The organism is Nocardia sp. Tas62D01 (genome assembly GCF_055232035.1).
This window is the reverse complement of record NZ_JBUYUZ010000001.1, coordinates 3,852,181-3,867,220: the sequence shown is the minus strand read 5'-3', so window position 1 is coordinate 3,867,220 and position 15,040 is coordinate 3,852,181. Positions and strand designations below refer to the sequence as shown.

Genomic DNA, 15,040 nt, shown 5'->3' with positions numbered 1-15,040 from the left:
GAAATGATTGTGCTCGCTCACCAGCGTGTCATCGTGGCGATGATCGACGGTCTGGATCCCGCTTATCTCGACGGCGGCACCATGCCCGTGCTCAGCGGCCTCGGCGCCCAGGGTACCAGTCACATCGTGGACGCGATATCGCCCACCGTGACCAACGCCAACAATGCCGGCATCTCCTGCGCCGCCTGGCCCTCCGAACACGGGATCACCGGCAACAGCTACTTCAATCCCGCCACGGGCGAGGCTGACTACATGGAGGACTGGACCCACCTGACCCAGCCCACCCTGCTCGAGCGCGTCACCGCCGCCGGCGGCAAGGCGGCACTGCTCACCGCCAAGAAGAAGACCGTCCGACTGCTCGGCAACCGGACCACCCTCGCCGTCGCCGCCGAGGAGCCGGGCCCCGAGTTCGTCGACCGGTACGGAGCCGCGCCCGATATCTACTCCGCGGAGATCAACCACTGGCTGTGGGAGGTCGCGGTCGACCTGCTGGCCACCCAGCCCGACCTGGACTTCCTCTATGTCCACACCACCGACTACCCCATGCACGCCTGGCCCCCCGGAGACCCCCGCACCATCGCCCACCTCCGCCGGCTCGACGAGCTGATCGGCGAGGCCGTGGCCGCGGCGCCCGACGCCGCCTTCTTCGCGACCGCCGATCACGGTATGAACGGCAAGAAGCTCGTCTACGACCTGGCCCAGGCATTGGCCAACCGGCACGCACCGGTCCGCTTCACGCTCTCGGCGGAGAAGGACCGCTATGTCAAGCACCACCGCACCTTCGGCGGCACCGCGTGGATTTGGCTGAATCACCCGGCCGAGGAGTCGAACGTCGCCCAGACTCTGTCCTCGCTGCCCGGGGTCGAAACCGTGCTCCGCCGCGAGGAAGCCGCGAGCCGGTTCCACCTCAACCCCGACCGGATCGGCGACCTGGTCGCCCTCGGCGACCCCGACACCGTTTTCGGTGAACTGCCGACCGGCTCCGAGTCCGAGCAACTGCCCGCGGAATACCGCACCCACGGCAGCCTCTACGAACAGAAGGTCCCACTCTTCGCCTTCAATAACGGCGATTACCCCTATACCACTCAGCCTTCCCATAACAAGGACCTACTCGCGCCCCTGCTCGACACCTGGAGGATCGACTCCTAGTCCCAAGGCCGCGCAGTTAGGGCCTGCTAGTCCCAAGGCCGCGCAGTTAGGGCCTGCCGATCAATAACACGCAATCTAGCTGTGTTCGATTGTGCTGCTGGCGAATTCGTTGACTGCTCGGGCGTCAGCGAGGGTGATGCCGGTCGGGTGGGCGGGGTGTCCGGCCAGGTCGAGTAGGGGTCTGGTGTGTTTGATCGTTTTGTGGATGGTTTGCTGGGTGACGGCGAACAGCTCGGCGAGGGTGCGCTGGCGGGTGGCGAACCGCAGGTGCAGCAGGGTGATTGCGAGGCGGTCGTCGAGGGACAGGACGGCTTTGCGGCCGGTTCCGGGTGCTGCCTGGCGGGCGCCTCCGCGTCGCTGGTGAAGCTGGGCTTCGCGTTGGGCGTGACGGGTCACGGTCAATTTCTCGATGAGCGTGTCCCATTGCGGCGGTGTCAGCCCGGTCAATGCCGGGGCGCGGAGCCAGGTCAGGTCCGGACGCGCGGGGTGGGCTGCGGTGCCGGCGGTCGGGCTGTCGGCGACAGCGGTGTGTTCGGGTGCGGGATGGATGGTGTAGTTCCAGTCCCCGTGCCGGTCGTGGCGGGCCAGCGGCACGGCGGCGAGCTGGTCGTCGTCGATTTTGACGCCGGTCGGGTAGCGGCCGGAGTCGAGTTCGGCGTAGACGGCCAGCCCGGTGCGATCGTGTTGACCACGACTTCGTGGCTGGGCGACGCCGACACAGGAGCATCGTCTACACCACCACGCTCGCGATGCCTGAACAGCTCGCGCCACTGACCAAAAGCTGTCGTGAGCAGGCCGAATACGCTCGCAGCATCCTCCGGGTCCGCGCGGAACAGCGCAACGATCGCCGCAACCAACACCTCCGCCACCAGCATGGGAAGTTGCAGCCAGCCTCAGCACCATCGCAGCCTGGCACCCCGCGACCAGCCAATCTCACTGTCTCTACAGCGACCCACAACCCGAAGATCTGAAGCCAATGAGGAGGCGTTCTACGGGGAACTTCTCCCGAGCGTTGGCACACTGGGGGTGTCAAACAGTGGTTCCGAAACCATAAAAACCCTCTGACCTGGAGCCGCCTGGGGGAATCGAACCCCCGACCTTTCATTACGAGTGACCCCGGAGGCGAGCTGTGGCGTCCAGTTGGCATCTTCCCGTCCAGGTCAGAGGGCATTTCGCGTCCCGCTGATGTCGTCGTGTCCGGCCTGTACCTGACTGTCTTGGCACATTGGCGGCACAGTGAGAACCTATGCTGACCTGCGTTTAGCCACTACCTCGGACAGTCGGTACCGGGTCCTGCACCCAATATGGGCGGCATGAGCGATAGTTGTCACGCCAGGCCATGGCGACGAGGCAACGATGGCGTTGAGGTACCTGCAGGCCGCGGGATCGGCACAAGCTCCGTCCGTCGTTACCCCGCCGTATTCACCACCGAGCAGCCGTGACCGCGAGAACCGTAGGAGTTATCAGGCAACTACTCGCCGTCGCCTGCCTGGGAGGCGAGAAGCTTGTCGGTCAGTTCGACCGTCGAGAGATACCACCAGAAGACCCAGTCGAGGTAGGCCGAGTCATAGTCGGCGTGCTGGTCGGCGTTGCGGTGGCGGATCGCGAACTTGTTGGCGATCTGGAACAGGGCACCCTCGTCGGTGCTGAACAGCTCTTGCTTGAGCAGGGCACGCCGCTCCTCGAGCAGGCCCGCCAACACTACACAGGCACTTCGCTTGTCCTCCAATCCGGCGTTACGACTTCGAAACAAGGCCACCGCGTGAGCAGTGGCTGCTCGGCGTGCCTGATCGGGGGCGGACAGAGCAGCGTCGACCAAATCCGCACGTGCATCGTCGACCTCGTGGACCAAGCGGCCGACGTCTTCTCCACTCTTGGCCAAACGCAGGCTGATGCCGTTACGGGCCAGAAGTCGATTGACCGTCCATCGGTAGAGGATCTGTGCCGGTCGCGGGGTGAACCCGGCGTAGTGCCAACCGCAACCGTTGTATTGGTGGTGCCACCGTCGGCGCGGCCTGGATACCAGATCGTGGAAGACCTCGATGAGGTCGAAGAAGGTCGGCTCGTCCCAGGCGCTTGGGCGTGGAGACCACAGTTTCTTCCTACCGAGCCGGTCCCCGATGACTGTATCGAGGACCTCGTCCGGGTTCACGTCGAAGTCATCGTCCACGCACGGCATCGGAGCTGTCAGGTTCAGATATCCGCGTCGCTGGAGGTCGTCCACCACGGTCCACCAATCACGCTGGGCCGAGTCGAGATCTCGCTCGATGCCCCACGTGGCGGCACTGCTCGCAGCGGCAGTCCGTTGTGAGTAGTAGGGCTTCGGCGCATGCTGCTCGGCGAGCTCCGGGGCGGCAGCGACGAGGTCTTCGAGGAAATCGCGTTCCGGATTTGCTGGCGTCCGGGCTCGGAGTGTTGCGTCGAGGTCGCTCCGGGGGTCGGTCGATCCCGCCGGTGGCGACCATGCTCCGGCTTTGACGACACCTTCGAAATCGTGCTGCGGTGTCTCGGCAGCGAACGCCTCGCCAAGCAGAAGAATGACTTCATCGACCCAATCCGACCTGCTGCGGGTAGCCGTAGGGGCAGCGGCCAGGATCGACTTCGCTTCCAGAACGAATAGCTCACGCGGCCAACGCAACAGGTAGTCAGGGCCTCGGCTAGCGATGTCGAACACGGCACAGACAGTAGCGAAGTCGCAGCAGAGTTATTCGACCGTGCCGTCACGACGGACACTCGGACGAGGGGTTGGCAATCCAACAAACCTCCAGGTAGACGGAAATAGATACCGTCCACACCCAAAACTGCCTGTTCTCAATGCCATCGACCTGCTGCTATGACCGTGTGTGCCAGGCATCTAACCAAGGCAACTGTCCTGGTAGATGGGGATTGACTGATCCCCCCGCGACCGGAGATATCGGCGGGCTACTCGTTCGATCGGGCGACATCCCAACCCCGCCACCTCCACGTTGTGGGACAAGACCGTCCCCCACGCGGAGTACATCACCCGGTGACCGAGGGCGAGAAGGACGCCGACCGCGCCCATGGTGCGGGTCTGACCGCCACCTGTAATGCGATGGGCGCGGGCTCGTTTCGGCCCGAGCACGCCCACCAGCTGCGCGGCGCGGCGCGGGTGGTGATCGTGGCCGACAAGGACCAGCCCGGCTACCGGCACGCCGCCCGAGTGGCGCAGATGCTGACCGGTCGCGTGGGGGAGCTGCTGGTCGTGGAGGCCGCGACCGGCAAGGACCTGTCCGACCACATCGACGCCGGGCACGGCCTGGACCTCGGTGAGTTCGTGCGCGTCGACTCCTCGGTCTTGGCCGCTGCGCTCAATGCCCCACCCGCCGGCCATCCCCACCAGCCCCCGCCCCAGCGCTCCCACGACCCGCAGCAGCAGGCCGCTGCCCCGGCCCCGGAGCACGAGCACGAGCCGCCGCCGGACCCTGCCGACGACGACATCACCCCCTTGGAGGAGGAACCTGTGAGCGAGCACGCCGCAGACATCGACCACGCCGCCCGCGAGATGGCGGTACTCACCCGGATGCTGCTGAGCCTCATGACCCAGTGGGCGCAGGCGGCGGCCGCGCGGCGTCAGCGGAGCCTGGAGTACGCCGCCCGCCAGGCCGCCGCCTGCGCCGAGCTCGCGGAGAAGCGGCACGAGGCCGAACGCAAAGCGATGCACGCCAGCCTCGACGGTGCCGGGTCGGACAACTGGTGGAAGACCGCCAGCGCCGACGACGTCGTCGAAACCTGGTACGAAGCGAACTCGTGGAGCGTTCATGACACGAAAGCCGAACAGGTGCGCCAGAACCTGGCCGCCGGGCTGCGCGACCGCTGGAACATCGACGTCGACGAACTCTCCCGCGGCGCCGACCCCGACGCGATCGAGCGGGTGGTGCACAACGCTTACTCCGACGGCGCAAGCCTGGATCGAGCCCGGCTGGCGCAGAAGTACGCGATCAACGCCACCGCCGAAATCGGCAGCCTCAGCGACGACCAGCGCAAAGCCGTCTACGCCGCGATCGAGGAATACACGCACGCGGCGGCGAAATCCCTGGGGATGCAGCGCAGCTCGACACCACCATCGCCAGGTGTGGAAGCCACCCAGGAAGCGGCGCGGGCCCGGGTGCGGTTCCTGCTCGCCGAGGCCGACGAGCCCGCCCAGGACAAGGTGCTGTTCGCCCTGGACTACCTGACCACCGACCCGCGTGCGGCGATCAGGCAAGCCAACTGGGGTGCCGACGCCGACACCCGCGCGAAGATGGACCTCGCGCTGCTCGACTACCAGGCCCGCCTGGCGCGTGGCGCCGACACCAGCCAGATCGTCTCGCAGCTCACCCGTCTGGTCGCCGACCTGCCCGAAGCCGACCGCGACAACGCCCGCGCCCGCGGGAAGGCGATCAAAGCCGCGCCCGCCCAGGAGTTTCAGCCGTTGTGGCCGGGCGCGGTCGACAAGGACGCGCTGGGGCAGAAGATCACCGACTACGTGCGCGCGGCGCGCTCCCAGATCGAGACCGATCAGGCCAAGGCCGCGAAGCTGCGCGAGGAGATCGAGGCCGCCACCAAGGCGAAGGGCTCCGGCCTGGCCCCGATCGAACGCGACGCGATCAACCTCGCGCTGGCCGACGCCGACGCACCCGGCACCGGCCCGGAACCGAAAACCGTATGGGCAGACAAGGAATCGGCCTACCGCGCCCGCCGCAACGAGGCACACCAAGAGGCTGAGCGCCGCGCTGAGGCGACCCGCGCGGCAGTCGTGACCGTGCTCGCCGGCGGCGGGCACCAGGTGGAGGACGGCAACGCGCAGAAGTACGACCCGGTGTGGAACGCGGTCACCCGCCTGACCCGCGACACCACCGACGCGTTCGTCAACGGCGAAGTCCAGCCCGACGCCCTGGTCTCCCACCGCCGCGCCCTGTCGGATGCCCTGGACCAGGTCGGCGTCACCGATCGGGAAGCGCGCCAGCAGATCACCGCGGCCACGACCCGCCTGGAGACCGAGTCCGTCGCCGCGGCCGCGACCGTGCGGCGGCAGAAAGCCGAGCAGGCCAAAGCGCGGGCGGATGTCCCGGGGTGGGACAGCCCGTCACGCCGCGAGCAGCTCGTCGAGGAGCTGACCGCGCTCGGTGTCGACCGCGAACAGATCACCGCGCTGCTGCTCACCGACCTCGCCCAAGCCCGCCCCGGCGGCGCAGCCACCGCCCCCGGTGAGGCGCCGAAAGCCCGGCGCACCTCCCAGGGCGCGGGCGTGGAGCTGGGCCGCAAACGCGGGCGGGAAGGCCGAGCGTGATACGCCACCAGCTCATCCCGCCCGGTCTCGTCGCCGTTGCCGTCGCGCTGGTAGCCGCCGCTACCCCCGCGACGGCCAGGCAGCCGCCGATCGTGACCCACGACTTCCACCTCTACCCGGTGGGAACCCTCTGCGCGCTCGGCCCCGGCCCGCCAGGCCGGATCGCCGACGCCGACGGCGGCCACCACATCTGCGAACAGCGGATCCCCGGCACCAACAAGTACTACGCCTGACCTACCCGCACACGAGAAGGGCCCCGCCGATCGGCGGGGCCTTCTCGTGTTCAGCGCAAGTAGTGGATGCGCGGCCGCGGCCAGTGCGCCGGGCAGTAGTGCCGGTTCCCCAGGAACCAGCCCCGGCCCTTCGCGATCGTGTGCAAGGCGTGCTCGGTGGCGAGATCCCCGACTTCCTCGATCATCTCGCGGCACTCCGACTGGTCACACACCAGCCACAGCGAATTACCGATCATGCCCCGAGTATCAGGTGTCCCGACCGACACAAACCAGAGCCGCCCTGCGCCTACGGACACCCCGCCCCAGGGCGTCGCGGCAAGGGATCGGCACTTGACACGTCATGGCGGAGTGGCGGCTTCGGCCACGGGCTGGCCTCACGTCTTCGTGTTGGGACGTGAGGAGCAGTGGCGCGGAATCCGGCGGTAGCGCGAATCGACCTGGGCGTTTGCCGCCTGGCGAGCCTTCAAGGTCGTCGGTACCGCGCATAGTTTCCAGAGTCGACCCACCGTCGGCCGGTCAAAACACCAGGTCGCCATCCGAGTTATCGCCCATAGTGAGGAACTATGTGCGGTAACTGCTAAGCGCCGGATCGGGCGGGTTTGCTCCTCGACCAAAGGCCAGCTGCTCGACCGCCAGCTCGCCGCGCTCACCGCGGCCGGGTGCCAGCGGATCTTCACCGACAAGAAGTCCGGCAAGAACGCCGAGCGCGAAGAGTTGTGGGCTTGCCTGGATTACCTGCGCCCTGGCGACACCCTCGTGGTGCCGTCGCTGGATCGGCTCGGCCGCTCCCTGCAGGACCTGATCTCGATCGTCGCCGGACTTCGCAAGCGCGGCATCGGATTCCGGTCCCTGCACGAAGCCCTCGATACCACCACCCCGGGCGGCCGGTTGATGTTCCATGTCTTCGCCGCGCTGGCGGAATTCATTCGCGAACTGATCGTCGACGGCACCAACGAGGGCCTGGCCGCCGCCCGCGCCCGCGGGCAACGCCTCGGCCGGCCACCGGCCATGACCGCCGAGCAGATCCGCCAAGCCCGCGCCATCCTTACCCGCCCGGAGGAAACGGTGTCCTCGGTAGCGCGGCTGCTCGGGGTCTCGCGCGGCACCCTCTACAAGCGCATCCCCGAACTCGGCAGCGGCAGGCAGGTAGCCGTCGAAGCCTGACCACCGATAGCGGCAGAGATGTGGGTGTTAGGGGCGGTCAGGTCCGGGGATCGGCCGGGCCGGGGGCTCGGTAGGAACCCATCGTCGGACGTTCTCGTCCCATGCCAGGACTTTGCCGCGCAACGATTCGTGGGTGAGGTCTAGGTCCAGTAGGGCAAGGCGGGCGTCGTCGGTGAGGTCCGCGGTTACCAAGATGGCAGCGCTGTGGCCGTTCTCCGGTTCCAGGACGACCACGACGCGGCGTGTGCCGCGACGAAACCAGCGTTGACGGACTTTGCCCGGCCACGCCGTGATGCCGTCGGCGCTGCGTGTTGCCAGGGCCTCTACCAGGGTTTTGGCATAGATCGCGGCTAGTACTCCAGTTGTAGATCGTGACGTACCGTCAGGTCTGTTGTGATCGTCGCTGGTAGTGGCATGTTTTTGCGTGGTGTTGGTGTCGGCGTCGCCAGGTCGATCGGCGGATCCGGTAGGCGATGTCGTGGTGGGGGAAGTCGGTGGTGGTGGCGAATAAGTGTTGAAACTCGTTGCGGGTCAACGGTATTTGGTCGGCCGGGGCGGGCCGCTCGGCGTTCTCGCCGATGGCGGTGATGGTGAGGAACGCCAGAGCGAGCATGGCCAGGATCGTCCAGCGTCGCCACGAGGTCCACGAGGTGACCTGGTGTTCGTCGAGTCCGGCCAGGCCCTTTCCGGATTGGAAATCCTCCTCTACCGTCCATCGACCCCCAGCGATGGCGACCAGCTCGGCCAGGGTCACCGGCCGGGGCGAGTAGCAGCGGTAATAGGCCAGTTCCCCGCTGTCGGTGTTGCGGCGGATCAGCAGCCACCGATGCCCGTCGTCGTCGGGGCCGGCGGTGATCTCGATCCACGCCCAGTCGTAGAGGCGGGGCCCTTTCGCGCCGTCGCCAGCGGAGAGTCGCTGCCACGCCCGTGTGGGCACGGTGCGAGCAGCCTCGTCGGCGCGCACGGCTCGGGCGCCGAGATTCACGCGGCGATTGGCGCCGATCGCCAGGACGTATCCGAGACCGCGCGACTCGAGGTCGCCGCGCAGGATCGGGTCCGCGCCGTAGACCTCGTCACCGGCGACCCAGTCCAGACGCACACTCGCATCGAGGGTGCGGGTGATCATGCGTTGCGCCAGTGCGGGTTTGGTCGCGAATTCCGCGTCCTTGCCGGTGATCCCGGCCTCGGCGCACCGTTGCCGATCCCCGGTCCACGACTTCGGCAGATACAGCTCCCGGTCGATCAGGGTGTGCCCGCGCGGGGTCGAGTACGTCAGATACACTGCGACCTGCGCGTTTTCGATCCGCCCGGCCGTGCCGGTGTACTGGCGCTGGACCCCGGCGGTGGCGGTGCCCTTCTTCACGTCGCCGGTCTCGTCGATGACCGCCACGACGTCGTGGTCACCGAGGTGCTCGGCCACCTGCGCGCGCAGGTCGTCACGGACCGCGTCTTCATCCCACGAGGCCCGGGACAGCAAGTGCTGCATCGCATATGGAGATTCGTCGCCAGCATGCTCGGACAGTGTCCAGCAGTTCTTGTTCGGTATCTTCGACGCGAGCGCCACCACCATCCGCCGCGCCGTGGCGCGGGGCTCGACCCGCCGGAAACGCCCCGCGATCCGCCCCATCAACGTGTCCAGGCCCCGCGACCACCGCTGCGGGTCTATGCTGTAGTCAGCGGCCACCGCCGATTCTGTTGTATTGCACACACTTTCAACAGGAACACACGGTGGCCGCCCTCGTCTATCGCCACATTCGGCGCTCGGCCGCCCTCACACCGAACCCCACAACAGACCGATCGGCACGATCACGATCTACAACTGGAGTACTAGGTGGCTGGTGTTTTTCGTCTGGCGTTGACCGGCTGGGTGGGGCTCGAGTTGAATGACTGGGTGACGTTGGGACGGACGCCGGGGCAGGCTGATCTTTTTCGGTCGACTGTGCATTTCTGCGAGGGTCGGGTGGCGGCGGGCTCGATTTATGGTGTGTTGCATCGGGAGTGTGTCCGGTTGTTCCCGGATGAGATGTTCGCTGATCTGTTCACCGTGGTGGGGCGTCGGTCGGTGCCGCCGATGATCGTGGCGGTGGTGATGGTGTTGCAGCGGTTGGAGGGTTTGTCGGATCGGGAGGCGGCCGACCGGTTTGCGTTCGACGCGCGGTGGAAGTACGCGGCGGGGGGTTTGGATTTCGATTATCCGGGGTTCGTGCACACGGTGTTGGTGGATATGCGGGCCAGGTTGGCGTCCTCGGATCGGCCGAACCGGATCTTCGAAGCCGTGTTGGAGGTGGCGAAGGCGGCGGGGTTGGTGGGCCGCAAGCGGGTGTTGGACTCGACGCCGTTGTATGACGCGGTGGCCACGATGGACACGGTCACGTTGATTCGTTCGGCGATCCGGTCGTTGTTGCGGGTCGCGGACCTGGCGTTGGAGGCGGAGCTTCGGTCGGTGTTGCGTCGCGACGACGACTATGTGGCGGCGGGCAAACCGGTCTGTGATTACGACGACCCCGAGGCGCGGGAAGCGCTGGTCGACGCGTTGGCCACCGACGCGCGGGCGTTGTTGGCGGTGGTGGACGGGCGTGAGTTGTCGGCGGGGATCGACCAGGCCGCGAAGTTGTTGGCGACGGTGATCGGTCAGGATCTCGACGAGGACGTCGATGGGGTGTTCGGTATCGCGCGTCGGGTGGCGAAGGATCGGGTGATCTCGATCGTGGATCCGCAGGCACGGCATGGACACAAGACCGCCGCGCGGGGTTTCGACGGCTACAAGGGGCACGTCGCGGTCGATCCGGATTCGGAGATCGTCACCGCCACCACGCCTCACTCCGGGCAACACCGGTGATGTCGACGCGGCCACCGACCTGCTCGCCGAGGACCTGCCCCACCGCGCCGACACAGAGGTCGACGACGCCGACGAGATCGACGACGCCGACGAGATCGACGAGATCGACGAGATCGACGAGATCGACGAGATCGACGAGATGTGCGGTGACAGCGACGGTGGGGCACCCCGCGCCGACGGCGACGAGTGTCATACGGATGGCGTTGCCGTGCAACGGTTGTCGGTGTATGGCGACGCTGCTTATGGAGCGGGGAAGCTGCTCGAGGAGTTGGAGGACGCTGACGCGGAGATCATGACGAAGGTTCAGCCCCCCGCGTCGAGGGACGGTCGGTTCGCCAAGGATCGTTTCGTCGTCGACCTGGAACATGACACGGTCACCTGCCCCAACGGGATCACCGCGGCGATCCGCCCAGCCACCGCGGATTCCGGGAACAGGGTTGCCTCGTTCGGAAAGGCATGCGCCGGTTGCCCTTTGGCGACCCAGTGCACCAGCTCCAGCAAGGGGCGCAATGTGACCATCACCCCGTATGAGGCGCAACTCGTCCGTGCCCGCACCGCCCAGGCCGATCCCGCGTGGCGTGCCGAGTACCGGGCGACCCGCCCGAAAGTCGAACGCAAGATCGGGCATCTGATGCGACGCAAGCACGGTGGTCGCCGCGCCCGTGTCCTCGGCCGCGACAAAGTCGCAGCCGATTTCTCCCTGCTCGCCGCCGCGATCAACCTCGCCAGGCTCACGGTCCTCGGCATCGCCGGCGGCCCCGACCGAACCTGGACAACCGCGACCGCCTGACAGGCCCCGCCAAGAGCTATATCCGCAGCTGTCAAGGCCCATCAGCCGCCCGCCCCCATGAAACCACCAATCCGCCGAGCGACCAGATGATCCCGACACCGTCCCCACACATCCAGGGACCATTCCATGGCATCGCCCACGCCACGGATTTACCGGCTCTGATTCACAAGGCCTCGTTTAACACCAACCACCTAGGGGAACTACGGCGGTGAATGCCCAGTCGCCGACTTCAGGCAGACCAGTACGCGGGGGTGGCCCGGATTCATCTGTGTGCGGGCGGCGTTGCGACGTGGGTCGCCTCCGCCGACGCAGCGGGATGATCGGTCAACCATGGAGGCAGAGGTTCAGGCGTTGGAGATCCTGAGATTGCGTCATTGTCGTGCACATCCACGAAGCATCACCCACCCCGATTGTGTTTCCAAGGTCGTGACTTTACGCAACGCTTTGCACTTCCTGACAACTTGGGGAGCCATGCCGCAACCGCGTTGGGTGGCAGGCGTAGTTCGACCCAGTTGTTGTGGTCGCTGCCGTCGTCATCGTCCGGGATGACGTGGGCGCTGAGCCAGCCGGTGTCGCTGATCATTGTGATAGCCGAGACCGGGATCCCCTCGACCACATCGAGGGTGATACCGCGAAGCATTGGCGGCAGCGCTCCGAGGGCTTGCCGCGTGAGGTACAGGCGCCCAACCGATTCCGTCGTCATACCGCCCGACAGTAGGCGGCAGCTCCGACATCTCACCTTGCCGCTACATGGGAGCAGTCGTGACAATCGGCCCGATTTCGAGTCGAAAACACTCGAACGCATAGGCGATTTCTGACCGCCGATAAGTGAACCAAATCGGCGGCCGGTTGAGGAGGGAGGGCGACTAGCGGAGGTCGCGTTCCAGGTCGTCCGCGGCGCGCTTGATCTTCTTGGCCAACCTCTCGATCTCTGGATCTGTTGTCGCCGTGATGATTTCTGCGCCCACCGTCTGTATCAAAACTATGTCGCAAGTACGAGGAACTGCTGCCGTGAGTACCCCGGCCCTGGTCCCGGAATAACCCTAACTTGGCCCCGGCACGTCGATCGGGAGGTACTCGCCCCAGCGGCACTCATCAACCGACATCACCTTTGTGACGGATACGTCGAAATTGGCTGATATCAACACCTTCCGCGCCAGGGTGGTGTCAAATTCCACTGATCAACAGTGTGTGTAGATGATCGATGTAACCAGTCAGGAGTGCCCGCGTGCCACGTGAAATCGATTCGGCTGTCTTCCCGCATCTGGATGCGGACCTGGACCGCGTCCGTGAGGTTCTCGGCCCCGTGCAGTTGCGGGGCAGGCCCGAACTGACCGCACTCACAGACGAAGGACCGGACACCTCTCGTCGCCTGGTGCGTCCCACCTTGACGTTGCTGTCGTACTACCTGCTCACCGATCCCGCGACCCCGGCCGACGACCGGGTGGTGCGCGCCGCCGCCGCTGTCGAGTTGCTGCATCTGGGCTCGCTCTACCACGACGACGTCGTCGATCATGCCTACGAGCGTCGAGGCCGTCCCAGTGCCAACGTGGTGTGGGGTTCACATATGGCGGTGCTGGGTGGGGACTCGGTGACGTTCTCGGGCATGCGCATGCTGGCCGAGCTCGGCGGGCGTGAAGTTCTCGCGGCGACGATCGCGGGTGAGCAGATGTGCGCGGGCATGGTGATCGAGGCCGCCGACCAGTATGTGGCCTCCCGCAGCGAGCAGTCCTACCTGGACACGGTCGACGGCAAAACGGCGGCGCTGCTGTCGCTGGCATGCCGGGTAGGCGCGATGCAGGCCGGCCGCTCCGAGGACGAGGAAGAGGCGTTGGCGCTGTTCGGCCGACACTTCGGGGTGGCCTACCAGCTCTATGACGACATCCTCGATCTGACCTCGACCGCCGAAGAAATGGGCAAGCCCGTCAACGCGGACCTGCCCGAGGGCATCTACACACTTCCCGTGATCCGCGCTGCTGCCCGCGACCAAGGCCTTGCCCGCCTGCTGAGCCAACGAATGACGCGGGACCAAGCCGCCCGCGCCCGCGAGCTCGTCATCGCCTCCGGCGCCGTGGACGAAGCACAAGCGAGGGCCGATGAATTCATCGACCAGGCCGCCGGCCAGCTCGCCGCCCTGCCCGTTGACCCGAACGCCCGCCACGCAATGACCGCCTACGCCCATTCCATACTCGACCGGCGAACTCCTGGTCCCGCGGTCCCCCGGCAGTCGACGCAGGCCCCCGGGGCTCACAGTGATGGGCTCCCGCCGGGGGTCGCGCAATGGTTGAGGAGTTGGATGGTGGACACCGGCCTTGCCGTCACCCCTGCCGAGGCCGACTACCACCGGTGGATAGGAGCGCTCTGGAGCCCGGTACAAACCTTGGTCCCAGCAGCGGACGCGGCCCGTGAACAGACCGCCTACGCCATGGCCGTGCTGGTCCTTATGTGGGACGACCTCTTCGAGGATCCGCAGCTGAAGGACCCGGAAGCCGTGACCGCGCTGAGGCGTGGCATGGTGGCAATGCTGCGCCAGGACCCGGAGAAACCGTGGCGGCCCGGCGCGATCCCGACGGCGTGGGCGAGTTTGTGGCCGCGCCTGCGCGAGGGCCGCACCCCCCGCTGGCAGGAGCGGTTCCTCGACGGCATCGAGGAGTGGTTCGAAGCGGCCGAACGCGAAGCGCACCATCGCATCAATGGCTACATCCCGTCCACGGCCGACTACCTGCCGCTGCGGAAGTCGGTCAGTGGGATCGAAACCGCCCTCGCCACTGTGGAGGTATACCAGGACCGGGAACTGCCCCCGAAGCTGCGCAACCACCCCGTGACCCGCCGTCTCGAGGAACTCGGCTTCTGGGTGACCTTCGTGGAGAACGACCTGGTGGGGTTGGATCAGGACGAGGCCGACCACGTCCCCTACAACCTGGTGCGGGCAATCCGTCACGAGACCGGCTGCACCCGCGGTGAAGCCGTCGAGCAGGTGCAGCGCCAAGTGGCCGAGCAGCGCGCCCAGCTCGAGGCGCTGATCCGCTACGTCCCCGCGCTCTTCCGCGTGCTTCCCGGCCTGTCGGGCCGGGGGAAGGACTACGCGGAGATATACGTGAACATGGCGAACGTGGGGCTCTGGGGGCGTGAGAGCGGTCGGTACGAGCAACCCTCCGCCTCTGCAGCGCCGGACTTGGAACGCTTGCGCCGTGAGATCTACCTCCCGGCCGACGACCTGACTCCTACCGCGCCGTAAGCCCCCGCAGCCGGCGAAGCAGGGTGTCCCCCGCAATCGACCGTGGTGGTCGCGGGGGACGCTTTTGGGAAGGTCACGCCTCCAGCCGGGCTATTCGAGCAGCTCATGCCCCAACTTGACATCACGACGTCGGAATTCGTCGGCACAGCCACTCAGGTCAAAGTTGGGGTCGGGTGTTGTAGGGGTAGGGGCGCATCCGCCAGAAATCCGGCGGTAGCGCGCTATGGCAGATAGCCGCGCACTATCTGCCATAGGTCGCGGGTCGTTCTGGTCCGACGGAGCCGTCAGCCGAGGTGACTCGGGAAACTATCTGCCGTACAACGCAATCGGATCGCAT

The 15,040-nt window shown here is 66.5% G+C and carries 13 protein-coding genes; 7 read left to right on the top strand and 6 right to left on the bottom strand.

Annotated elements, in window-relative coordinates:
- The first annotated feature begins 9 nt into the window (after positions 1-9).
- On the top strand, positions 10-1,149 hold the full coding sequence (locus ACV7NQ_RS18765) for an alkaline phosphatase family protein (protein ID WP_463360843.1): 1,140 nt from the start codon (positions 10-12) through the stop codon (positions 1,147-1,149).
- Between the two features lie 75 nt (positions 1,150-1,224).
- Here the strand turns inward: ACV7NQ_RS18765 and ACV7NQ_RS18760 are convergent, their stop codons facing one another.
- Together ACV7NQ_RS18760 and ACV7NQ_RS18755 are read right to left on the bottom strand one after the other, a co-directional pair.
- Entirely contained in the window at positions 1,225-1,920 is a 696-nt protein-coding gene (locus tag ACV7NQ_RS18760) for an ISAzo13-like element transposase-related protein (RefSeq protein ID WP_463360842.1), read from the bottom strand.
- 700 nt (positions 1,921-2,620) lie between these two features.
- Positions 2,621-3,823, bottom strand: a complete 1,203-nt coding sequence (locus ACV7NQ_RS18755; RefSeq protein ID WP_463360841.1) for a hypothetical protein — start codon at positions 3,821-3,823, stop codon at positions 2,621-2,623.
- 333 nt (positions 3,824-4,156) lie between these two features.
- Between ACV7NQ_RS18755 and ACV7NQ_RS18750 the strand changes: the two genes are divergently transcribed.
- Positions 4,157-6,439, top strand: coding sequence for a toprim domain-containing protein (locus ACV7NQ_RS18750; protein WP_463360840.1), 2,283 nt, complete (start codon positions 4,157-4,159; stop codon positions 6,437-6,439).
- Positions 6,436-6,672: a hypothetical protein gene (locus tag ACV7NQ_RS18745; RefSeq protein WP_463360790.1), complete on the top strand. Its 237-nt coding sequence runs from the start codon at positions 6,436-6,438 to the stop codon at positions 6,670-6,672. The genes ACV7NQ_RS18750 and ACV7NQ_RS18745 overlap by 4 nt, the downstream gene beginning before the upstream one ends.
- A 50-nt stretch (positions 6,673-6,722) precedes the next feature.
- Here the strand turns inward: ACV7NQ_RS18745 and ACV7NQ_RS18740 are convergent, their stop codons facing one another.
- Entirely contained in the window at positions 6,723-6,908 is a 186-nt protein-coding gene (locus ACV7NQ_RS18740) for a hypothetical protein (RefSeq protein ID WP_463360791.1), read from the bottom strand.
- A 298-nt stretch (positions 6,909-7,206) separates the two neighbouring features.
- On the opposite strand from ACV7NQ_RS18740, the gene ACV7NQ_RS18735 reads away from it, so the two are divergent.
- Positions 7,207-7,836 carry a recombinase family protein gene (locus ACV7NQ_RS18735; protein WP_463365729.1) on the top strand — a complete coding sequence of 210 codons (630 nt, stop codon included), beginning with the start codon at positions 7,207-7,209 and terminating at the stop codon, positions 7,834-7,836.
- Between the two features lie 27 nt (positions 7,837-7,863).
- Here the strand turns inward: ACV7NQ_RS18735 and ACV7NQ_RS18730 are convergent, their stop codons facing one another.
- Positions 7,864-8,070 carry a hypothetical protein gene (locus ACV7NQ_RS18730; protein ID WP_463360839.1) on the bottom strand — a complete coding sequence of 69 codons (207 nt, stop codon included), beginning with the start codon at positions 8,068-8,070 and terminating at the stop codon, positions 7,864-7,866.
- Between the two features lie 148 nt (positions 8,071-8,218).
- The gene (locus ACV7NQ_RS18725) at positions 8,219-9,463 is read right to left on the bottom strand and encodes an IS701 family transposase (protein WP_463365728.1); all 1,245 of its coding nucleotides are present in this window, start codon (positions 9,461-9,463) and stop codon (positions 8,219-8,221) included.
- A gap of 381 nt (positions 9,464-9,844) precedes the next feature.
- On the opposite strand from ACV7NQ_RS18725, the gene ACV7NQ_RS18720 reads away from it, so the two are divergent.
- Positions 9,845-10,675, top strand: coding sequence for a transposase (locus ACV7NQ_RS18720; RefSeq protein WP_463357814.1), 831 nt, complete (start codon positions 9,845-9,847; stop codon positions 10,673-10,675).
- Here ACV7NQ_RS18720 and ACV7NQ_RS18715 read toward each other — a convergent pair.
- Positions 10,638-10,868 carry a hypothetical protein gene (locus ACV7NQ_RS18715; protein WP_463357813.1) on the bottom strand — a complete coding sequence of 77 codons (231 nt, stop codon included), beginning with the start codon at positions 10,866-10,868 and terminating at the stop codon, positions 10,638-10,640. The two genes, ACV7NQ_RS18720 and ACV7NQ_RS18715, sit on opposite strands and share 38 nt — an antisense overlap.
- A gap of 15 nt (positions 10,869-10,883) precedes the next feature.
- Here ACV7NQ_RS18715 and ACV7NQ_RS18710 point away from each other — a divergent pair, with 15 nt between their 5' ends.
- Together ACV7NQ_RS18710 and ACV7NQ_RS18705 are read left to right on the top strand one after the other, a co-directional pair.
- Positions 10,884-11,465: a transposase gene (locus ACV7NQ_RS18710; protein ID WP_463357812.1), complete on the top strand. Its 582-nt coding sequence runs from the start codon at positions 10,884-10,886 to the stop codon at positions 11,463-11,465.
- Positions 11,466-12,693: 1,228 nt separating this feature from the next.
- Positions 12,694-14,703, top strand: coding sequence for a polyprenyl synthetase family protein (locus ACV7NQ_RS18705; protein ID WP_463360838.1), 2,010 nt, complete (start codon positions 12,694-12,696; stop codon positions 14,701-14,703).
- The last annotated feature ends 337 nt before the right edge of the window (positions 14,704-15,040 follow it).